Origin of the sequence: Rhodococcus tibetensis (genome assembly GCF_024438035.1) — a bacterium.
Classification (GTDB): Bacteria; Actinomycetota; Actinomycetes; order Mycobacteriales; family Mycobacteriaceae; genus Rhodococcus_F; species Rhodococcus_F tibetensis.
In genome coordinates, this window is sequence record NZ_JANFQF010000016.1 from 48,644 (window position 1) to 69,630 (window position 20,987).

Below are 20,987 nucleotides of genomic sequence, written 5' to 3' on the forward strand. Positions count from 1 at the left end.
CTCGAGGGATAACTGTGCACCCTGGGGTGGCTGGTGGGCGGGTTCGCGGTCACGCATGCTGGGGGAGATGAACACCGACTTCGATTCGCCGCAGTCCGGCGGCGCGGCCTGCGTCTGCCTGGAGAGACCGACGTGTGCCCGGCATCATGTAGCCCGCCCGGAACGTCCGCTCGCGCACCCGACGCGATCGATCGATGGAGCCCTGCCGTTGACCGCGGCGCAGCGGTCCATCTGGTTCGCGCAGCAGCTCGCGCCTGAGATTCCGTATGTCATCGCCCACTATGCGGAGCTGCACGGGCCTGTCGAACTCGCCGTCCTCGACGACGCCACCCGTCGCGCACATCTCGAATTCGGCTGGGGATCTATTCGTCTGGTGGACATCGACGGGCAGCCACACCAGGTCGTGGACACCACGATGAGCAATTCGGTGCCTACTACCGACTTTCGTGGTGAGGACGACCCCGTCGAAGCGGCCCACAGGTGGATGCGACACGACCGGAGCGCGCGCACCGACATGTACGGCGGACCGCTCCTCGTGTCGCACATCCTGCAGCTGGGAGACGAGCACTACTACTGGTACTCCCGCGCCCACCACATCGCGTCGGACGGGTACGCCGCGATGATGCTGATGAGCCGCACTGCCGACTTGTACGTCGCCGCCGTCGAGGGCAGGGATCCGCCGGACTGCCGGATTGTGGGACCGGAACGCCTCGTGCAGGAGGACGCCGCGTACCGCGCCTCCACCCGGTTCGTCCGGGACCGCGATTACTGGCGTGAGCAGGGCAGTGACCTACCTCCGGTCGTCGGACTGAGCCGCCGCGCCGCGCGTCCCGACACGACCGCCCGGACTGTCACGGGGCACGCGGCTCGAAGCTCGAGTTCACGCAACCAAGCGGCCGTGGCGGTCGCCGCCTTCGCCTCGTATCTCGCCACGATGTGCGGCGTCGAGGACGTAGTCCTCTCCCTGCCGGTGTCGGCGAGAACCACGGCCCGCCTGCGTGCTTCGGGCGGGTGCGTCTCCAACGTCATTCCGTTGCGGCTCGGCGGAATCGGCTCGGGCACGGTGCGAAGCGCGGTCGCAACGGCCGAGGCGGCGTTGACGGCGGCACTGCGTCACCAGCGCTACCGCCGCGAGGACATCGGCCGCGACCTCGCCTCAGGCGGGGTCGAACTTCTGCATTTCGGGCCGGTGATCAACCTCATGATGTTCAAGGAGATCACGCTGGGCGCCGTCCAGGCGACGGTTCGGGTCCTCACCACCGGTCCCGTCGCCGACCTCGCCGTCAACATCTATCCAGGATCTTCAGAACGTGCCGCCCGTGTCGACTTCGAGGGCAATTCGTCCCTGTACGGCCACGACGAACTGACCGGACACTACGACCGATTCCTCGCGTTCCTCGACCGGTTCACCGCATCGATCGAGTCGGAATGCCTGGTCTCGGACCTCGACGTGTTCCTTGCCGGCGAACGCGGGATATTCGCTCCCGCACAGGGTTTCCCGAACGCCGACCCGATCACCCTCGACCGTCTCCTCGCGGGGTCGGTCGCCTCCGATCCCGGGGCCGTCGCGATACGCGACCGAGGGCGTGAACTGTCCTACGGTGACCTGGACCGCCTCGCCAACCGGCTCGCCCGGATCCTGATCGGCAGGGGAATCGGGCCCGAGAATTTCGTCGCAGTTTCAGTCCCGCGGTCCATCGAATCGGTGCTGGCCTTGTGGGCGGTCGCGAAAACCGGCGCGGCCTACGTTCCGATCGACCCCACACACCCGAGCGCCCGCGTCGCGTATTCCCTGGCCGATTGCGGTGCGGCTGTCGGGTTGACCGTCCGTGCAGAGCAGGATCGTCTGCCCGACACCGTCGAATGGCTGGCGATCGATATCGACGAACCCGAAAGTTTCTGCGACGAAGCCTCTTCCGGGGCGCCGGACGATGCGGAGCGGGTGAGTCCTCTGCTCCTGGACCATCCCGCCTATCTGATCTACACGTCCGGGTCGACCGGGGTGCCGAAGGGCGTCGTCGTGACTCATCGCGGCCTCGCCAATCTGGCACAGGAGATTCGGGACAAGTACGCGGTGTCCGCGCGTTCTCGCGTCCTGCATTTCGCCTCACCGAGCTTCGACACCGCGCTCGTCGAAGTGCTCGCGGCGTGTGTCGGCGGCGCGACGCTCGTCGTGACCCCTCCCGGGCACTTCGGTGGCGACGAGCTGTCTCGGTTGCTGCGGGAGGAACACGTCACCCACCTGCTGACGACTCCCTCCGCGCTGGCTGCGATCGATCCGGCCGCGGTGGACGAGTTGGAGCTGGTACTGGTCGGAGGAGAGGTGTGTCCCCCGGAGTTGGCACGGCGCTGGGCAGGTGGCCGAACCCTACGCAACGCCTACGGTCCGACGGAGACGACGTGCAGTGTCACCCTGACGGAACCGATGTCACCGGACGGAACCGTGACGATCGGTGCACTCATGCGCGGCGTGGACGCGGTAGTTCTCGATCGTCGTCTCCGCCCGCTTCCGCCGGGCGCGGCCGGTGAGCTCTACCTCGCCACCCCCGCAATCGCCCGGGGCTACCACCGGCGCCATGACCTGACCGCCGCACGGTTCGTTGCCAATCCGTTCGGCCACAGCGGTTCCCGGATGTTTCGCACCGGAGACGTGGTGCGGTGGACGGTATCGGGAACCCTCGAGTTCCTGGACAGGGCCGACGATCAGGTCAAGATCCGCGGATTCCGCGTCGAGCTCGGTGAGATCAACGCCACGTTGAGCGCATATCCGGGCGTCGCATTTGCCGCGACGATGGTGCACGAGAACTCGGTCGGTGATCCGAACCTGGTGTCCTACATCATGACCGAAAAGGACGCACCGATCGATCGTGGAGCATTGAAAGCGCACGTGGCACGGTTCCTGCCGGACTACATGATTCCCAAATCGTTCATGCTCGTGAATTCGATTCCATTGACACCGACGGGGAAACTCGACCGGTCGGTGCTCCCGCTCCCGGAGTTCGGCTCGGATTCGGTGCCTCATCGCGATCCGGAGACCCTCGCCGAGCGCCGTGTCGCGCGGGTGTTCGCCCAGGTACTCGGTGTGGATTCGGTCGGCGCCGACGATTCGTTCTTCGATCTCAGCGGCGACTCGCTGTCGGCCATCCGGGTGGTTGCCACCATCAACGCCGAGCTGGGCACCACTTTGGGCGTGCGTGAACTCTTCGATGCACCGACGGTCGCAGCACTGGCACAGTCGATCACGGAAGCCTGTGAACACCCGTCGAGCGCTGAGCTTGCGCGCAGACCGAAGTTGGGCGCCACACCGTTGCCCGAGTGCGTGCCGCTGTCTCCATCGCAACAATTCATCGACCGCGCGCTCGTGGAACCCGCCCTCTACAACATTCCCTTCACGGTGCGAGTGCGCGGCCCGTTCGACATCGAAGCGTTGCGCTCGGCGATGGCAGACGTCCTCGACCGGCATCGCTCGCTGAGAACCGTGTATCCCGACTCGCCCTGGGGGCCATACCAGCGCGTGCTCGACGTGGCCGATGCCCTGCCCGACCTGGTGCCGGTGCCGGCCGGTGAATCGGCAGCGCAGGCACAGACGTCGACGCTGCTGACCGCGGGATTCGACGTGCGGCGCGACCCTCCTCTCCGCGCCCGGCTCTTCCGTCTGGCCGATGGCGACCACCTTCTTTCTTGCGTCCTCCACCACATCGCGGCGGACGGCTGGTCGCTGGCACCTTTGGCTCGCGACCTCGCCGATTCCTACCGCGCCCGGTCGACGGGAGGTGAACCCGAGTGGGAGCCTCCGGTCGTGCAGTACGCCGACTACACCGTGTGGCGGCGGATGTTGCTCGGGGCCGAGGACGACCCCGACAGTGTTGCGTCGAGACAGATCGCCCACTGGACGCAGGAACTGTCGGGACTTCGCGGGGAACTCTCGCTGCCCACCGACCGTCCCCGGCCCCGACGGTGGACCTATCGGGCGCGGCGACTTCAGTTCTCCCTCGATGAGCATGCGCATCGGGGTCTGCTCGCCACTGCGCACGAACACCACGCCAGCCTCTTCACGGCGCTCCGGTCGGCCGTGGCGGTACTGCTGGCCCGCCTCAGCGGAGATCCCGACATCGCGATCGGGACACCGATCGCGGGGCGGGGGGATCCGGTGCTCGACGACGTGGTGGGAATGTTCGTCAACACGCTGGTTCTGCGAACCCGGGTCGACCCGAGCATGAGCCTGTCCGACATCGTCGATCGATCCCGCGACGTGGAGCTTCGTGCCTTGGCGAATGCGGATGTGCAATTCGAACGACTCGTCGAGGTGCTCGATCCGCCCCGGTCGCAGTCGCTGCACCCGTTGTTCCAAGTTGCGCTGTCCCTGAACAACTTCGCTCCGGCTGCCTTCGACGTCTCCGGGCTCGACTTCGAGGTCACCCCGCGCCCACTCGACATCGCCAAGTGCGATTTGCACTTCCACTTCACCGAATGCCATGACGTCGACGGAAAACCCACCGGAATCGAAGCCGAACTCGTGTATTCCGCCGACCTCTTCGACGTCTCCACCGCGCAGAGCTTCGTGGACACTCTTCACACCATTGTCGAGCCGATCGGGAGGTGACCTCGGGACGAGTCGGTGGTACAGATAGCTGATGAGCGACTTCCGGAGATCGAGTTGTGTGGTCGGGGTCGTTGCCGGGGCCATCGTCTTCCTGGCGTCCTGCTCCGGCCAGGCAGGTACGGCGGTGAGCGAGCCGTCGACCACGACGGTCTCCGAGGCGGTCACGTCGACGACCGAATCGGCGGGGCCATACACGGAGACCTCGCTGCGGGTGACCGGATCGACGGACCGGGTGGACTTCGATGTCGTGATCCCCCACATCGAGGGCGGCGATCAGGCGGTGACGGCCGAGTTCAACGAATCCATGCGGGCTGCACTCCAGGACCAGATCGACGGCGGAAGTGGTGAGTCCTTCACTTTGCGTAGCCAGGAGTACGACGTCACGCATATCGGTGCGAAAGTGGTCAGTGGCCTCCTCGTGACGTCCTGGAATGCGGATCCTCCCGGCGCCCATCCCACCCCCACCGTCGCCACCGTCGTGATCAACGCAGAAGACGCAACCCCGATCACGCTCGCCGACCTCTTCCCAGATCTGGATGCCGGTCTGCGGACGCTGTCCGAGCACTGCGCAACGCTGCTGCCGGCCACGGCCGCCGGCCCCGAGTTCGACCGCACCGGCATCGAGCCGGTCGAAATGAACTTCGCCAACTGGCTCGCAACCCCCGCCGGCATGGAAATTCACTTCGACGACTATCAAGTGGGTCCGCACGCCGTCGGGCTGGTTACCGTCACCGTCCCCTGGGACGTGCTCGGTGACGTGGTCGATCCGCAGCTGGCCGACGTGGTGTCGAGTTAGTCCGCGCGCCGTCCATGCGTGGTAGAACAGGTATCAGTTTTGGTACCGGAGGGTGATCATGGATCTGGAAGCTGTCGCCGCGATCAGCAGACTCAAGTACGCCTATCTGCGCGCCCTCGACACCAAGCACTGGGACGAATTCGCCGACACCCTGCTGCCCGATGTGACGGCCAGCTACGGCGAGCACCTGACGTTCGACTCACGTGACGCGGTGGTCGAGTTCATGCGAACCAGCCTCGGCCCGCAGACCATCACCGAGCATCACTGTGGGCACCCGGAGATCGACGTCGACGGTGACACGGCTACCGGCCGGTGGTACCTCTCCGACCTGGTGCTGATCCCCGAACACGACATGGCGTTGCGCGGAGCCGCCTTCTACTCCGACCGCTATGTCCGCGGGCAGGACGGGCGATGGCGCATCGCACACACGGGGTACGAACGGACCTTCGAGGCGGTGATGTCGCTGGCCGACATCCCCAGCTTCCGGTTGACGGCGCATCCGTGATGGGCACGCTCGACGGCAAGGTGGCGCTGATCACCGGGGCCGGGCAGGGCGTCGGGGCGGGCATGGCGTTCGCGCTGGCCAAGGAGGGTGCCCGAATCGCCGTGGTCGGACGTACCGAGTCGAAACTCGTCGATACGTGCGCTGCCATCGCCGACTTCGGCGGTGTCGCCGAACCCGTCGTGTGTGACATCAGCAAGCGGGACCAACTGGGGCCCATGGTCACGCGTGTGGTGGCGACGTTCGGTGGCATCGACATCCTGATCAACAACGCCAATGCGAGCGCACTCGGTCCGTTGCTGGACGTCACTCCCAAGCTGCTGGACCGGGCCATGGCGGTGGGTCCCGTGGCAACCCTGCTCCTGATGCAGCTGTGTCATCCCCACCTGAAAGCGCGCGGCGGCGGATCGATCGTCAATCTCGTGAGTTCCTCGGCGGTGCGCTGGGACACCAGTGGTTACGGCCTGTATGCGGCCACGAAGGAGGCCATGCGCTCGCTGACCCGCACGGCCGCCAGCGAGTGGGGTGCCGACGGAATCCGTGTCAATGCCGTTGCGCCGCACGCCTTGTCTCCCGGCCTGAAGTGGTGGACCGAGAACAATCCGGAGGAGGCGGCCGAGTTCGTTCGGTCGATACCGCTGGGCCGGATCGGGGATTGTGAGCAGGACATCGGACGGGCCGTCGTCTTCCTCGTCGGACCCGACGCCGGCTACCTGTCCGGTGCCACCATTCCACTCGACGGTGGCCAGGCCCGCTGGAGTTGAGCGCGAGCCGGTAGTCCCGGCGAGCACCGCCTCAGAGGTGGAGACCGGGACGCGGCGGAAGGACTGCACATGAGACGGCGAATTGTCGCGGTGACAGCGTTGGTGGTGGGCTTGGCCGCCGCCGGCTGCCAGTCCGATCGCAGCCGCACGGAGTTGTCTGTGACATCGGCGGCGCAGCCACCCGAGGCCGCTCCCACCGTGGTCGCGGACGAACTGGACGTTCCCTGGGGGATCGCGCTACTGCCCGACGGCGGCGCGGTGATCGCCGAGCGGGATAGCGGCACCATCCGGCGCCTGCAACCGAACGGGGACGTGTCCGAGGTCGGGGAGGTGCCGGATGTGGCGGCGCGGGGGGAATCGGGACTGCTCGGACTCGCAGTGTCGCCCACCTACACGTCGGATCAGACGATTTTCGCCTACCTCACCACCGGCGAAGACAACCGCGTGGTCGCCGTGCGCTATGACGGCCACAGCCTCGGCGAGCCCGTCCCGATCCTCACGGGAATCCCAGCCGGGTCGATCCACGACGGGGGCCGGATCGCCTTCGGCCCCGACGGCAAGCTCTACGTCACTACCGGCGAAGCCGGCGATCGGCCGCTCGCTCAGGACCTCACCTCGCTCGGCGGCAAGATTTTGCGAATCAATCCGGACGGGACCATTCCGCCCGACAACCCGATGTCCGGCTCACCTGTCTGGTCGTCGGGGCACCGGAACGTGCAGGGCATCACCTGGGACGACGCAGGCCGGTTGTGGGCCACCGAGTTCGGCGCGAACACGTGGGACGAAGTGAACCTGATCCGGCCCGGTGCCAACTACGGATGGCCGGAGGTCGAGGGGCAGGCGGGAGAGGCGGACTTCGTGGACCCGGTGGTCCAGTGGCCCACCGACGAGGCGTCCCCGTCCGGCGTCGCCTTCCTCGACGGGTCGCTGTGGGTGGCGGCACTACGTGGCGAACGGTTGTGGCGGATACCCGTGGGCGGCGACGGTTCGCTCGGTGAACCGCAGTCGCTGTTCGCAGGGGAGTACGGGCGGCTGCGTACCGTCGTCGCGACACCGGACGGCGCGCTGTGGTTCAGCACCAGCAACCGCGACGGCCGGGGTTCGCCGGCAGACAGTGACGACCGCATTTTCGCGGTGCGGCCGTCGGCGTGAGTCCGGGTCGTCTCGGGTGAAGCTCCAGGGCCCTCGGACGAACGGGACGCCCGTTGCGTCAGATCGAACGAACGTCCCGTTGGTGCACACACACGAGGGGCGGGACCGGGCTGTCAGTCGGTCCAGGGCGCGACGGGCGGCTTCACCCACATGATCTTCTCGTCCGCATGCGCGGGCGACGCGCTCGGATGATTCGGGTGGCGCTCGGCCCACGCCGACTTCTGGTCCAGCAGCTCGGCCACGGTGAGCCAGGTTTCCATGGTGCTCGGAGGGTTCGATCCGGCTGCTCGTGCCAGTTTCCGCAGTGTGCCGTCGGTGAGGTCGAGCAGTTCCTTACCGCTGATTCCGCGATCCCAGACGTATCTTGCGAGGCCCACGGCCTTCTCACGACGTTTGCGTGCCGCGCCTTCGGTATGCGCGAAGTCGACTTCCTGAGGTTCCATCGCCTCCCTCTCTCGTGCGCGCGTCACTACGGTAGGTCACCGCGTGGTCGTGCCGGTATCGTGGGATGACGATTGTCGCAGCAGACGCGCGCAGTCGATGCGAACGGTAGGGAAGTCGGTAGATGGGCAGGCAGCGCGGTGGTCGAACTGCGCACGCAGCCGTAGGCGGGCCTGTCGCCGGGGTCTATCCGATCGACACGGGAACCTGCGAACTCGCCGAGGACAACGTGAACCCCCACGGCTGGGTTCTCAAAGTGAACGGCGTCGAAAGTTCACACATCGACCTCACTGACCCAGGCCACCTCGATTTCGAGTACATGCGGTGGATGGCCGACCTGATCGGATCCCGCTGGGAGCGCACGGACCGGGTGCGGGCACTGCACCTCGGCGGCGGCGCGTGCTCACTTGCCCGTTATCTGTCGGCCACGTACCCGGAGGCCCGGCAAGTTGTGGTCGAACTGGACGGCAAGCTGGCCGAACTGGTGCGTCAGTGGTTCGATTTGCCGCGAGCACCGCTGCTCCGACTACGCGTCGGTGAAGCCAGGGCTGTCACCGAAACCCTCACCGAGTCGAGCCGCGACCTGATCATCCGTGACGTGTTCGCCGGCAACACGACTCCCGCTCCACTCACCACCCTCGAATTCACCGGCCAGGTCCGCCGGGTCCTGGCGCCGGGCGGTATTTACGTCGTCAACTGTGGTGACACCCGCGACCTCGTGAAGGCCCGTCGGGAAGCGGCCACCATCGGTAGCGTGTTCCCGCACACCGCCGTGATCGCGGACCCCGCCATGCTGAAGGGCCGCCGCTACGGCAACATCGTGATCGCCGGAAGTGACGTACCCCTCGGTGACGACCCCGCACTGGTTCGTCGACTATTGGGCGGTGGTGTGCCCGCGCACCTCTGGGACGACTCGCAGGTGCGCTCGTTCGCCGGTGCTGCGCGCGTCCTGCTCGATGCGGAAGCGTCACCGGTCGAGTCGGGGTGAGACAGCGCTGCGCTCCACCTGGTCGGACGCTCCCCGAACCGCCAGAAGCAACCCGATCACCGCGATCCACAGCAGACCGCCCAATGCGGCGACGAGCGGAATCCAGGTGTGCAGCAGCGCAAGCACTCCCAGAGCTGCGCCGGCCGCCGTCCACCGGGGCAGCACTCCGGTCCGCAGGACCAGCACGGAGGTGGCGAGAATCATCACGGCCGTCCCCACCTGGCAGTAGTGGTACAGCCACGACGAAGTCGTCAGCAGGAGTGGTGCAATCTGCTCGTCGTAGGGGAGGTCGTCGAAGCGCAGGAGCGTGGCGGGGTAGGCGACTTCGGCGGCGAACCCGACTGCCGTCAGCGTCACGAAGACGATGCCTCCGGCGAGCGCCGTCGTCGCGAGACCGGTACTCTCCCGGTCTGCGCGGCGCAGGACGCTCACCAAGATGCCCAGGAAGAAGAGAAAGAACAGCACGTGCAACAGCGGGACGACACCGTTGGCTGTGACGAAACCCGAGTATGACGAGTAGTACTCTTCAGCTTCCGTCGTGGACGTCGGGCGGTCGGGAGTGCCCACCATGTAAGCGGGAATCATGATGAGGGCTGCTGCCACTCCGCACAATCCGCCGATTCTGACCGCTGTCGTGTCCATGGGCATCCACCTCGCGCTGGGTGTTTCCGATTATGGTTACGAGGCTAACGACGCGAGGTGGTCCGACGGGACCGAACCGACAATTGCACAACGGGAACATCGCGGATCGCAAGGTGGTTGGGTGTCCGTATGAGCCTGGAAGTGAACGACGCGCAGCGTCCCCTGATCGACCTCGTTGCCGCACACTCGCGGGCCGTCCTCACGACGATCAAACGGGACGGCAGACCGCAGTTGTCGAACGTCCTCTACACCTGGGACCCCGACACGCACACCGCCCGGATCTCGGTGACCGCGGACCGGGCGAAGACACGCAACGCCGCGCGCGACCCCCGTGTGTCGCTCCACGTCAGCGCGCCCGACTTCTGGAGCTACGCGGTCGTGGAAGGTGATGCCGAGCTGAGTGCTGTCGCGAGCGACCCACACGACGCGGCCACCGACGAACTCGTCGAGGTCTTCCGGACTGCGGCGGGACGGGAACACGACGACTGGGAGGACTTCCGTCGTTCGATGGTGTCCGAGCGACGGCAGGTGCTCCGAGTGCGGGCGACGCACCTGTACGGCATGGCCCAGCTGCCGTGAGCATTCGGGCCGGAAACGTAGTTGTGGCAGGCCGCCGCCCCCGGTGGGACCATGGGGTGCATGCGCAGGAGGCGGTGGCCGGCGGCCTCACCGCCCGCCATGGGAGGGGTCGTCGTGTACGGCCCTGTCGAACTCGCGACTACCCGTGACCTGGCACTCCGGCTGGCAGAGGTGGTCGCCTACCCGGCAGGTCTCGAGCTGCGCATCGAGCTGACAGCGACGGGACGCGCGGCGGACCGGGCCCGTCACGAAACCCGGCCGCTCGACGACCCCGACGACCCGTCGGCGCTCTGGTCGTACCTCGCGGTGCACGTCCGGGTGGACGACGTGGTGGGTGAAGCCGATCCGAGCCACCCGCAGTCCACGTCGAGGGCGGCCACCGCCGAGGCGTCCGAATACCACACCGAGCCGCGTTACTGGATCGGTGCATACCCGGAGTCGGGCGTGATCACGCTGACCGCCGGCTGGCCGGAAATCGGCCTGCGGCCCAGGACCGAGATCGTCCGCCTGGGACCCGACCCTGCCCTGTGAGCAAGGATCAGCGAGGTTGCTCCGCCAGCTTGGCCGCGATCACGCCGTTGAGCCGTTGGAGACCACTCGGAGTAATGCCGTGGATCTGCCCCTCGATGCTGCGCACGACCGCCGTGTCGCTGAGGACCTTCTCGCTGGATTGAATCAATACCGTTCCGGCGCCGGTGAAGTCGAACTGCCGTTCCTCCCCGGAGTTGATGCCCATCATGTGGGCGCCGGCGGCGAGGAAGTTGCTGATCCAGCCCTGATCGTAGTGATGGCTCGGCGACGGGCAGTCTGCCCAGCCGACCAGTGCTTCGGGGTCGATCCGCAGGGGTGGCTCGGCGAACATCACGGGGCCGTTGGAGGAGGCCAGGAACTTACCGGTTCCGATGAGAGTGAGGAATCCGGGGACGATCGACTGGTTCAGCGACAAACCCGGTTCGAACGCAAGAAGATTCGACGCCCGGATGGTGAGGTTGCCGTCATCGAGATCATACGAGTTGATGTCGTAACCGCGGTCACCGATGATCAACTTCCCGAAGCCTTCGGCTACCGCATAGTCACCCATATACAGCGGCGCCGAGAACTGGTTGGCCACCATGTGCAGTGCGGCGCCGTGTAACCCGTGCGTGAGGGCCTGGAATTGCATCTGCCCGTAGTAAGCGATCATCGCGCCCTTGCGGATGAACCAGGGGGCCGTGAGGTCGATGCAGTAGGCGTAGCTGTTGCCCGGAATATTGTCGCTGGCGCCCAGGGTCGACGGATTCAGCACGGTGCTCATAGTTTCTCCTCCGAGGCCTGAACGTAGACGATTCCTTGTCCGCTGCATTGCAATTGCATCGCTTCACCGGCACCCCGGCCCACAGCATCACGCCAGCCGACCGCGGACTTCAGTTCTACCTGGACGTTTCCGTAGGTACCGACGAACGCGTCGGGGTCGACGAGGATGGGGTTCGGTCCGCCCACCGGGACTTCCAGAAAACCGCCGTGCGCCAACAACACCGCCGATCCGTATCCGGACAGCTGCGTCGTGAACAGGCCGGTCCCGGACAGCGCACCCGCAGCGGCGCCGCGGAGGGCTCCGAGCATTCCGCGCCCTCCACCGCCGCCCTGACTCGTCACCGAGACCACCGAACTCTGCAGACCGGCATTGTGGGCGAGCAGTCGGGACGCCTCGACGCACAGAGTTCCGCCCTGCGACATGTCAACGACGTGCACCTCGAGACCGGCGTGACCATAGTGCACCTCGCCGTGCCCCTGGGCGAGCATCGTGCGCTCGTGTTCGCCCTGCATCATGCGTCCGGCCATGCGGGTGAACCCACCCATCCCGGCCATGGACTGCGAGCCGGGAACCTGGTGCGGCGAGAACTGAACCTGGCCGGTGTAGAACAGCATCGACCCGGTGCGCGCGACCACTCCGCCGGCTGCCCCGACATCGACCTTGACGACCTTCGAATTGACCTGTGTGAAGACCATGCTGTTCACCGTTCTGCCGGCTGGATGGACACGACGCCGTGGCCGTCCCACTTGAGCGAGAAGGCTTCGCCGTTGCCCTGCCCGACGGCGGTCCGCCACGACACATCGGTGACGAATGACTGCGTCAACTGCCCTCGGGCCGAGACGAACGCGTCGGGGTCGACAACGAGCGGGTACTGCGGCGACACCTCGAGGTGGATGAGCGGGCCACCGGCCGAGAGGAGGGCTACCTGACCCTGCCCCGTCACCGTCGTGGTGAAGAGGCCCTGGCCACCGACGCCTCCGCGGAGACCGGTGAAGGTGACGTTTGTGTGCAGGTTGCCGCTGAGCGCGAGGAGTTGCTGCGACTCCACCTGCAGGGTTTCACCCGCGAGATCGATGACGGTGACATGCTGGCCGCCCACCGCGAGGTAGACGACGCCGTTGCCGGAGCATTCCATCAGGGACAGCGACTCGCCCGTTGCGCGCCTCTTCATCCCCGCGAGTACACCGTCTCCGCCACCGAAACCCGCCGACTTGAAGCTGACGTTGCCCTCGTAGGCAATCATCGATCCCTGTATAGCCCGGATGGTGGTGCCGGCCAGTTGGGCTTCGACCACCTTCTTGGACTTCTCGAGCAGCCGCGTCATAGGTGCCCTTTCCAGTGCCGAGCGGCAGTGTTCGTGACCGGGTCACGAACACTGCCGCAGGATGTGAGTACAGGCAGAACCTAGCTGACGGAGACCGGTTTCGGCTCGTCCACGTCATTCTCGGAGTTACCGCCGTTTCCGCCGGTGGCCGCAGCCTTGCGGTTGCGCAAGATGCTGGAGATGAATGCGGCGCCGATGAGGGCGACGCCGACGAGTCCGGTGATGTTCTCGTTGACGTGGTAGCCGATGGAGACGAGCAGGATCACGGCCAGGGCGCCGATGGCCCAGTGCGCACCGTGTTCGAGGTACACATAGTCGGACAGGGTGCCCTTGCGGACGAGGAACACGGTGATCGAACGGACGAACATCGCGCCGACGAAGCCGAGGCCGAGGGCGATGATGATCGGGTCCGAGGTGATCGCGAAGGCGCCGATCACGCCGTCGAAGGAGAACGACGCATCCAGGACCTCGAGGTAGAGGAACAGGAAGAAGCCGGCCTTGCCGGTGGCCTTGGCCAGTTCGGTCGGACCGCCACTGGAGCCCTCGACGACCTCACCGTCTTCGTCCTCCTCGGGAGTGTTGAACAGTTCACCGAGGCCGTTGACGGCGATGTAGGTGACCATGCCGAGGACGCCGGCGATCATCACGGTGGAGACGGTGCCTTCGGGCGCGATGTAAGCGGCGGTCAGCAGAAGCAGGCCACCGGCGACGATGACGGCGAGCTGGTCGAGCTTGCCTGCGCGGGCGAGGGGCTTCTCCAGCCAGGACAGCCAGGTGATCTCGCGCTCTTCGAGGATGAACCCGAGGAAGAGCATCAGCAGGAACATGCCGCCGAACGCCGCGATCTGCGGGTGGGCGTCCGTGAGCAGCGTTTCGTAGCTGGCGCTGCCGTCGGGGAAGTATGCGGCGCCGTCGGCGGGCGGGTTGAGAGCGAGATCGAGGGCCGCGACGGGGCCGAGGCCGGACGCGAGCCACACGATGACCAGCGGGAAGACCAGGCGCATGCCGAACACCGCGATGACGATGCCGACGGTGAGGAAGATCTTCTGCCAGAACTCGCTCATCCGGCGGAGCACGGTGGCATTGATGACGGCGTTGTCGAAGGACAGCGAGATCTCGAGGATCGACAGGATCACCACGAGGAGGACGGCCTGGGGGCCTCCGTAGAGCGCCGCGATGATGATGGAAATCACCGTCACGACGAAGGAGAGACCGAATATTCGCAGAACCACTGAGCGTGGCCTTTCTGGTTGGGCAATGCCGGGTGGCTACTGCTGGAGTACGAACGCCGAGGAGGGTTTCACGTCAGCGACGCGAAACCCTTCCCGGCTGATGTAGCGAAACTACCGTCAGACGTTGACGCCGTAATCGCGGGCGATACCGGCGAGCCCGGACGCGTAGCCCTGGCCGATAGCGCGGAACTTCCATTCTGCACCGTTTCGGTACAGCTCGCCGAAGACCATGGCGGTCTCGGTCGACGCATCCTCGGACAGGTCGTAACGGGCGAGCTCGTTGCCGTTGGCCTGGTCGACGACGCGGATGTAGGCGTTGCGCACCTGACCGAACGACTGCGAACGTGTCTCGGCGTCGTAGATCGAGACGGGGAACAGGATGCTCTCGATGTTCGCGGGGACCGCCGCCAGGTTGACGTTGATCACCTCGTCGTCGCCCTCACCCTCACCGGTGGTGTTGTCACCGATGTGCTCGATGGAGCCGTCGGGGGAGCGCAGGTTGTTGAAGAATACGAAGTGCTGGTCCGACACGACCTTCTTGTCGGCACCCGCACCGATGGCGCTGGCGTCGAGGTCGAAGTCGGTGCCGGTGGTCGAACGAGCATCCCATCCGAGCCCGACAGCCACCGCGGTCAGGTTCGGCGCCTCCTTCGTGAGTGAAACGTTGCCGCCCTTGGTCAAGCTGACGCCCATTCAGGGGTCCTTTCGAGAGGAGGTGGTTCGACCTCGACGGCTGTCGAAGTCTCGAGATCGTCGTGCACCACCACGATAATGAATTTGTCCGACTTGTCCCATCCCTATAGCTGTCCACAGGGTTGTCCACAGGCAATTCCGGTCAGCTCGGACCGATGACGCCGACCAGTACGATTTCAGTTGTGACGAGCGGATGGGCGGGACGCTTCCGAGGGAGAGCCCGGGGCGACGAGTCGACTCGTCGCGCCCACGAGACCATGGTCGCAGCGTTTCTCGACATGGACAATCGTCAGAGCATCGCCGCCGCGGCGGTCGACGCCTCCCGCCAACTCACCCCGGAGCGCGGGGTCCAGCGGTCGTGGGAGCCGGTTCGGGAGGGGTGCTATCGGGCGGCGTCCGCGTATCTGGCGGCGGAAGATCAATTCGACGGCGTCCAATCGCCGGTGGCAACCGCGGCGTTCGAACAGGTCACCACGCAGTTGGTGGCCGCAACGCAGGCCCTGGACGAGTTCTATCGCGCGCATCGCGGCCATCTCGAGGAGTCGACGGCGATGCTGGCCGCCGTTCCCCAGGTGGCGCAGCAGGCCCTGCAGACGGCCGAGACGGCACGGCAGGGGGTGCACCGGTACGAGGTGTACGCCGACTATCCGTCGGTGCGCGCATCTGCTGCGGCGCTCGACGACGCCGTGGCGGCCCTGCACGGCGCCCGGGGAGCCAACCCGGTGCGCGAGGCCGCGGGCCGGGTGCGGGAGGCTGCTGCGGCACTCGACAATGCGCTGGCGGCGGCGCCGTCCAAGGAGCGGGACGCCTCGCAGGCGGTGTCGTCTGTGAGCACCCGGATTGCTGCCGTGCAGACCCGCGCCGAGCGGCTCGCGCCTGCCTACTCCGCCCTGCTGCGAGAATTCAACGCCAAGAGTTCGGCGGATCTCGTCCACAACGAACAGGACAGCCGCCGGCACATCGAACAGGCCGAGGCCGATCTGCGAAAGGCGCGTGAGGCCCTGACCGCGGGCAATCCGGAAGGTGCACTCGAGTTGACGAGCACGGCGCGGACCCGTCTGGCGGATGCCGAGGCAAAAGTGGACGGTGTCACCGACCGGTTGCGGTTACTCCGGCACGTCCGCGAGGATCCGCGTGCGAAGGAAAACGAGATCAGATTTCGCCTGCGCGACGCCCAGATGTTGGCTGTCAATCGCGGGCTCGTGCGGGAATGGGGGTCGGTCCTCGACGCTCAGCTCGAGCGGATCGACCGAATCGCAGGGACACTGACGGGGAGGCATCCCGATTACTGGGCCTACATCACCCAGCTCGATGCCGTGTCGGCGTTCATTGTCGAGGTGGTTCAGAAGATGAGAGGACACGCAGCGCAGCGATGACATGGGGGGACGATGAGTATTAGCGAACAGACCGCGGCAGGCGGCGCAGCGGCGCCGGGTACCACGATGCCGCGGGTACGGCACTTTCACCACCTGGACCCACAGACTCGCGAACGGTTGTTCCTCCACGCACCGCAGCCGCTGGGGCCGGACGAGGACCGGGTGGTGCTCGCCGTCGCCCTCGGGGCAACGTTGTACGTGCCGGCCACCCGGTCGGACCTGGCGGACATCGTGCTCCGCCGGTCGGCGGAGGGCGTCTGCTCCATGGTGCTCGACCTCGAGGACGCAGTGGCCGACGATCAGGTGGAGTTCGCGCTGCTCAATGCCGTCGACGCGCTCGACCGGCTGGCAACTCTGGGTGGTTCCCGACTGCAGCTGTTCGTGCGGGTACGGGCCGCTGCGGATCTTCGTCGCATCGCCGAGCTGCTGACCACCGGAGCGCGCGTGCTCACCGGATTCGTGGTGCCGAAGTTCGGGAGTGTCACCGGTGGCGAATTCCTCGACGAGCTGGCCGCGGCGTCCGATCGTCTCGGCAAGCACCTGTATGCCATGCCCGTGCTCGAATCGCCGGAGCTGGTGCACCGTGAGACCCGCGACGACGAGCTCGCGCGGATCGGTGAGCTGCTGGCCGAGCGTCGCGATCAGATTCTCGCGGTGCGGGTCGGGGCCACCGACATGTGCGGCACCTTCGGGATCAGGCGTGACCGCGATTTGACGATCTATGACGTCCGCGTGGTGGCCGACGCAATCGCCGCCATCGTCAACTACCTCGGGCGCAGTGACGACACCGGGCACGTCATCACCGGACCGGTGTGGGAGTACTTCGCCGATCACGAGCGGATGTTCCGGCCCACCCTGCGCGCCACCCCGTTCGAGGAACACGACGAGGTGCGGTTCCGTCAGCAGTTGGTGAGCCGCGATCTCGATGGTTTACTCCGTGAGATCGCGCTCGACCGAGCCAACGGTATCCAGGGCAAGACGGTGATTCACCCCACCCACGTGGCTGCCGTGCACGCCTTGTCCGCTGTCACGCACGAGGAGTACCACGACGCTCTCGACATCCTCGGTGCAGACGGCGCCGGTGGGGTGCGAGCGTCGGGTTACCGGAACAAGATGAACGAAATGCGCCCGCATCGCAACTGGGCCGAGAAGACACTCGTCCGAGCCAAGGTGTTCGGCGTGACAAATGAGGGGATCACGTTCGTGGATCTGTTGACTGCTCTGGCCGTCCGATGACATTGCCGACCGCGCTGCGCGCAGTGCCCTGGGCCACCGAGCATCTCGGGCTGACTCTCACCCACGTCGATTCCGCGGCGGGAATCACCGTTCCCGAGCTGATCGAACCGGGGCTGCGCCGCAACCCGCGTCGTGCGCACCTGCTCGTCTCATTGGTCCTCGGCAAGCATGTGCCCACGGACCCCGGCCTCGTGATCTCTGCGGGCAACAAGCTCGGTGACCTGGTGGCGGAGGTGCTCGGTCCGGACGCTGATCCGGTGGTGCTCGGGTTCGCCGAGACCGCAACGGGTCTCGGGCACTGTGTCGCCGCCCGGCTGCATGCTCGCTGTTACCTGCACTCGACTCGTCGTGACGTTCCGCAGATCGGGACCTTCGCCGGATTCGAGGAAGGGCACTCCCACGCCACCAGTCACCAGCTGCAACCGACCACCGCCGAGTTGTTCGCCAACGACCAGCCTCTCGTTCTCGTCGACGACGAGATTTCCACGGGCGCTACCGCCGTCGACGCGATACGTGCACTGCACCTGCGCAACCCACGCAGCCGGTATGTGGTGGCGTCGCTCGTGGACATGCGCACTCCGGAGCACCTCGAAGCCGTGGACGCCGCGGCGGCCGAGCTGGGTGTACAGATTGTCGGCGTCAGCCTCGCGCAGGGCCGCACGGAACTCCCGGACGGACTGGTCGAGTCCGTCGCCGACCTCCCCGACCCGGTACTCAACGGCGCGGGGGATCGGGTGGGCACGATGAAGCGCGTCGATCTGATCTGGCCCGCAACGGTTCCAGACGGAGGCCGGCACGGATTCCTGCGCGAGGACGTTCCCGCCTTCGATCAGGCAGTCGTAGCCGTAGCTGCCGAGCTCGGGGACCGTCTCGACCCTCGTCGCCCCGTGATCGTCGTCGGGCACGAAGAGCTGATGTATCTGCCGCTGCGGGTGGCGGAGGCGCTCTCGACATCCGGTCATCGTGTGCGATTCCAGACGACGACGCGGTCGCCGGCGTATGTGCTCGACCGAGCCGGTTATCCGCTTCGCCGTGGATTCCGCTTCACCGCACCCGAATTCGGTGAGGAACAGCCCAGATTCCTGTACAACGCCCAGTGGCCGGACGAGGAGGCCGTAGTGGTCGTGGTGGTCGACGCGCCGGCCGATACCGACCGGCTCACCGCCGATGGTGGCCTGCTCGACGTGCTCACTGCATCGGGTACCGACGTGGTGCTGGCCGTCGTATCGGGAGCCGACCCCGCCCGGTTACGGGCCGCACGAGAGGGGGCGTCGTCGTGACGGGCCCGCTGACCGGTCCCGCATTCGGGTCGTATGCCGCCGAGGAGGTGGCGTGGCTGCTCAAAGACCTCTCTCACGTGCACCTCGAGGCAGATGTGGCCGAACGGGAGCGGCGCATCCAGGCCGGCGACGCCCACTACGCCGAAACCCTCCCGATCGAATATCAGCCGGATGCCGAATACCGGGAACTCTTCGAGAAAGTCCTGCAGGACAGCGCCATCCGGCTCGCCCGGGCGGTGGGGACCGTGACCGATCTGGTGCTGGCCGAACGGGGCCGGGACATCACCCTCGTGTCGCTGGCACGAGCCGGGACCCCGGTGGGTGTGTTGATGCGACGATGGGCGCGCGAGATTCGCGGAGTGACGCTGCCCCACTACGCCGTCTCGATCGTCCGGGACCGGGGCATCGATGCGGTCGCCCTCGACTACATCGCGGCGCACCATGATTCGCGCAACGTCGTGTTCGTCGACGGCTGGACGGGCAAGGGGGCCATCGCACGCGAGCTGTCGCAGGCGCTCACCGAGTATCGCGACGCCGGGGGTGCCGTTTTCGACGACGACCTCGCCGTCCTCGCCGACCCCGGGCACTGTGTACGCACGTTCGGCACCCGAGACGATTTCCTCATCGCCTCCGCCTGCCTCAACTCGACGGTCTCCGGACTGGTGTCGCGCACGGTCCTCAACGACACCCTGATCGGGCCGGGCGACTTTCACGGCGCCAAGTTCTATGCCCACCTCGCGGGCGAGGACGTGTCGAATCATCTCCTCGACTCGGTCTCCGTCGCATTTACCGATGTGTGCGAACACGTTCCCGGTGACGTCGACGAGCTGCTTCGGGGCGACAGGACACCGACCTGGGACGGCTGGAGGTCCGTCGAGGCGGTCCGCGAGCAGTACGGAATTTCCAGCGTCAACTTCGTCAAACCCGGAGTCGGTGAGACCACCCGGGTCCTGCTGCGCCGAGTGCCGTGGCGAGTCCTGGTCCGCGACCTCGACGCGCCGGAGCACGCGCACATCCGACTGCTCGCCGCCGCACGGTCGGTCCCGGTCGAGGAAGTGCCCGACCTGGCGTATTCGTGCATGGGCCTCATCAAGGATGTGACATGACCAGGCGTGACATGAGCCGCGACGGGACGAGTTCGGACAGGACCGCTCTGATCGCCACCGATCTCGATCGGACGATGATCTATTCGCGCAACGCGATGGAGCTGGGGACGGCCGAGTCCGACGTGGCGTCCTCGCCGGGTCCGGAGGACGTGTTGTGTGTCGAGGTGTACGAAGGTAAACCGTTGTCGTATGTCACTTCCGCCGCCGAGGCCATGCTGAGAATGCTCACCGCTTCCGCGGTGGTGGTTCCCACGACGACGAGAACCATCGCGCAGTTCCAGCGGATCGAATTGCCCGGCGCGCCGTGGCGGTATGCCATCACCACGAACGGCGGGAACATCCTGGTCGACGGTTTCCCCGACAAGCGCTGGCGAACCGGTGTCGACACTGCGCTCGCGGACGGCGGGGCCTCACTCGAGGAGATTGGCTCCGAACTGGGTCGCAGGATCGATGACAGTTGGGTTCGCACGTTCCGCGTGGCCGACGAGTTGTTCTCCTACCTGGTAGTGGATCCCGAGGCGATGCCGTCGGGATTCGTCGAGGAATGGAACGGTTGGTGTGCGGATCGAGGATGGGGGGCGTCCCGGCAGGGCCGCAAGATCTACACGATGCCGAACGCGGTCTGCAAGAGTCTTGCGGTGGCCGAGGTTCGTTCGCGGCTGATCGACGACGGAGTGCTCCCGCCGGATGCACCCGTGCTCGCTGCCGGTGACGGTGCGCTCGACGCGAACATGCTCAGCGCCGCCGATGCCGCGATCCGCCCCCGCCACGGTGAACTCGAGTTGGCCAACTGGCAGCACCCGACGCTGTCGATCACCGAGAGCAGCGGCATCGCCGCTGGTGAGGAGATTCTCCGGTGGATGTCGGCGCGCGTCGCCCACGGTGCGGCGGTCACACCGGTCACCTCTCTTTTGTAGGTTGGTAAGCAAACCGGCCGAACGGGACAAACCCGACGCTCCTCACAGTGAAGGAATTACGC

The 20,987-nt window shown here is 66.4% G+C and carries 20 protein-coding genes; 13 read left to right on the top strand and 7 right to left on the bottom strand.

Going from position 1 to position 20,987, the window contains the following annotated elements:
- The first annotated feature begins 67 nt into the window (after positions 1-67).
- From NOF53_RS18750 to NOF53_RS18770, 5 genes are all read left to right on the top strand, one after another.
- Positions 68-4,603: a non-ribosomal peptide synthetase gene (locus NOF53_RS18750; protein WP_255971458.1), complete on the top strand. Its 4,536-nt coding sequence runs from the start codon at positions 68-70 to the stop codon at positions 4,601-4,603.
- Positions 4,604-4,634: 31 nt separating this feature from the next.
- Entirely contained in the window at positions 4,635-5,399 is a 765-nt protein-coding gene (locus NOF53_RS18755) for an RsiV family protein (protein WP_255971459.1), read from the top strand.
- Positions 5,400-5,457: 58 nt separating this feature from the next.
- Entirely contained in the window at positions 5,458-5,904 is a 447-nt protein-coding gene (locus tag NOF53_RS18760; protein ID WP_255971461.1) for a nuclear transport factor 2 family protein, read from the top strand.
- Complete coding sequence (locus NOF53_RS18765) at positions 5,904-6,665, top strand: SDR family NAD(P)-dependent oxidoreductase (RefSeq protein WP_255971463.1); 762 nt, start codon at positions 5,904-5,906, stop codon at positions 6,663-6,665. Before NOF53_RS18760 ends, NOF53_RS18765 begins: the two co-directional genes overlap by 1 nt.
- A gap of 69 nt (positions 6,666-6,734) precedes the next feature.
- Positions 6,735-7,817, top strand: coding sequence for a PQQ-dependent sugar dehydrogenase (locus NOF53_RS18770; protein ID WP_255971464.1), 1,083 nt, complete (start codon positions 6,735-6,737; stop codon positions 7,815-7,817).
- 113 nt (positions 7,818-7,930) lie between these two features.
- Here NOF53_RS18770 and NOF53_RS18775 read toward each other — a convergent pair whose 3' ends face one another.
- Entirely contained in the window at positions 7,931-8,260 is a 330-nt protein-coding gene (locus NOF53_RS18775; protein ID WP_255971465.1) for a hypothetical protein, read from the bottom strand.
- Between the two features lie 122 nt (positions 8,261-8,382).
- Here NOF53_RS18775 and NOF53_RS18780 point away from each other — a divergent pair, with 122 nt between their 5' ends.
- Complete coding sequence (locus tag NOF53_RS18780; RefSeq protein WP_255971466.1) at positions 8,383-9,246, top strand: spermidine synthase; 864 nt, start codon at positions 8,383-8,385, stop codon at positions 9,244-9,246.
- Here NOF53_RS18780 and NOF53_RS18785 read toward each other — a convergent pair.
- The gene (locus NOF53_RS18785; protein WP_255971467.1) at positions 9,226-9,888 is read right to left on the bottom strand and encodes a hypothetical protein; all 663 of its coding nucleotides are present in this window, start codon (positions 9,886-9,888) and stop codon (positions 9,226-9,228) included. The genes NOF53_RS18780 and NOF53_RS18785 overlap by 21 nt on opposite strands.
- A gap of 129 nt (positions 9,889-10,017) precedes the next feature.
- Here NOF53_RS18785 and NOF53_RS18790 point away from each other — a divergent pair, with 129 nt between their 5' ends.
- On the top strand, positions 10,018-10,467 hold the full coding sequence (locus tag NOF53_RS18790) for a PPOX class F420-dependent oxidoreductase (protein ID WP_255971469.1): 450 nt from the start codon (positions 10,018-10,020) through the stop codon (positions 10,465-10,467).
- A gap of 60 nt (positions 10,468-10,527) precedes the next feature.
- The gene (locus NOF53_RS18795; RefSeq protein ID WP_255971471.1) at positions 10,528-10,998 is read left to right on the top strand and encodes a hypothetical protein; all 471 of its coding nucleotides are present in this window, start codon (positions 10,528-10,530) and stop codon (positions 10,996-10,998) included.
- Between the two features lie 7 nt (positions 10,999-11,005).
- Here NOF53_RS18795 and NOF53_RS18800 read toward each other — a convergent pair whose 3' ends face one another.
- The 5 genes from NOF53_RS18800 to NOF53_RS18820 form a co-directional block, all read right to left on the bottom strand.
- The gene (locus tag NOF53_RS18800) at positions 11,006-11,761 is read right to left on the bottom strand and encodes an AIM24 family protein (protein WP_255971473.1); all 756 of its coding nucleotides are present in this window, start codon (positions 11,759-11,761) and stop codon (positions 11,006-11,008) included.
- Positions 11,758-12,456: an AIM24 family protein gene (locus NOF53_RS18805; protein ID WP_255971475.1), complete on the bottom strand. Its 699-nt coding sequence runs from the start codon at positions 12,454-12,456 to the stop codon at positions 11,758-11,760. Before NOF53_RS18805 ends, NOF53_RS18800 begins: the two co-directional genes overlap by 4 nt.
- A 5-nt stretch (positions 12,457-12,461) precedes the next feature.
- Positions 12,462-13,085, bottom strand: a complete 624-nt coding sequence (locus NOF53_RS18810; RefSeq protein ID WP_255971477.1) for an AIM24 family protein — start codon at positions 13,083-13,085, stop codon at positions 12,462-12,464.
- Between the two features lie 80 nt (positions 13,086-13,165).
- Entirely contained in the window at positions 13,166-14,317 is a 1,152-nt protein-coding gene (locus tag NOF53_RS18815; RefSeq protein WP_255971479.1) for a DUF475 domain-containing protein, read from the bottom strand.
- Positions 14,318-14,434: 117 nt separating this feature from the next.
- Positions 14,435-15,010, bottom strand: coding sequence for a TerD family protein (locus NOF53_RS18820; protein WP_255971481.1), 576 nt, complete (start codon positions 15,008-15,010; stop codon positions 14,435-14,437).
- Positions 15,011-15,267: 257 nt separating this feature from the next.
- Between NOF53_RS18820 and NOF53_RS18825 the strand changes: the two genes are divergently transcribed.
- From NOF53_RS18825 to NOF53_RS18845, 5 genes are all read left to right on the top strand, one after another.
- Entirely contained in the window at positions 15,268-16,386 is a 1,119-nt protein-coding gene (locus tag NOF53_RS18825) for a hypothetical protein (RefSeq protein ID WP_255971582.1), read from the top strand.
- Positions 16,387-16,452: 66 nt separating this feature from the next.
- Positions 16,453-17,622 carry an HpcH/HpaI aldolase/citrate lyase family protein gene (locus NOF53_RS18830; RefSeq protein WP_255971584.1) on the top strand — a complete coding sequence of 390 codons (1,170 nt, stop codon included), beginning with the start codon at positions 16,453-16,455 and terminating at the stop codon, positions 17,620-17,622.
- Positions 17,619-18,902: a phosphoribosyltransferase family protein gene (locus NOF53_RS18835; protein ID WP_255971483.1), complete on the top strand. Its 1,284-nt coding sequence runs from the start codon at positions 17,619-17,621 to the stop codon at positions 18,900-18,902. Before NOF53_RS18830 ends, NOF53_RS18835 begins: the two co-directional genes overlap by 4 nt.
- Complete coding sequence (locus NOF53_RS18840; RefSeq protein WP_255971485.1) at positions 18,899-20,008, top strand: cysteine protease StiP family protein; 1,110 nt, start codon at positions 18,899-18,901, stop codon at positions 20,006-20,008. Before NOF53_RS18835 ends, NOF53_RS18840 begins: the two co-directional genes overlap by 4 nt.
- Positions 20,005-20,925, top strand: a complete 921-nt coding sequence (locus tag NOF53_RS18845; RefSeq protein WP_255971487.1) for an HAD family hydrolase — start codon at positions 20,005-20,007, stop codon at positions 20,923-20,925. Before NOF53_RS18840 ends, NOF53_RS18845 begins: the two co-directional genes overlap by 4 nt.
- Positions 20,926-20,987 lie beyond the last annotated feature (62 nt).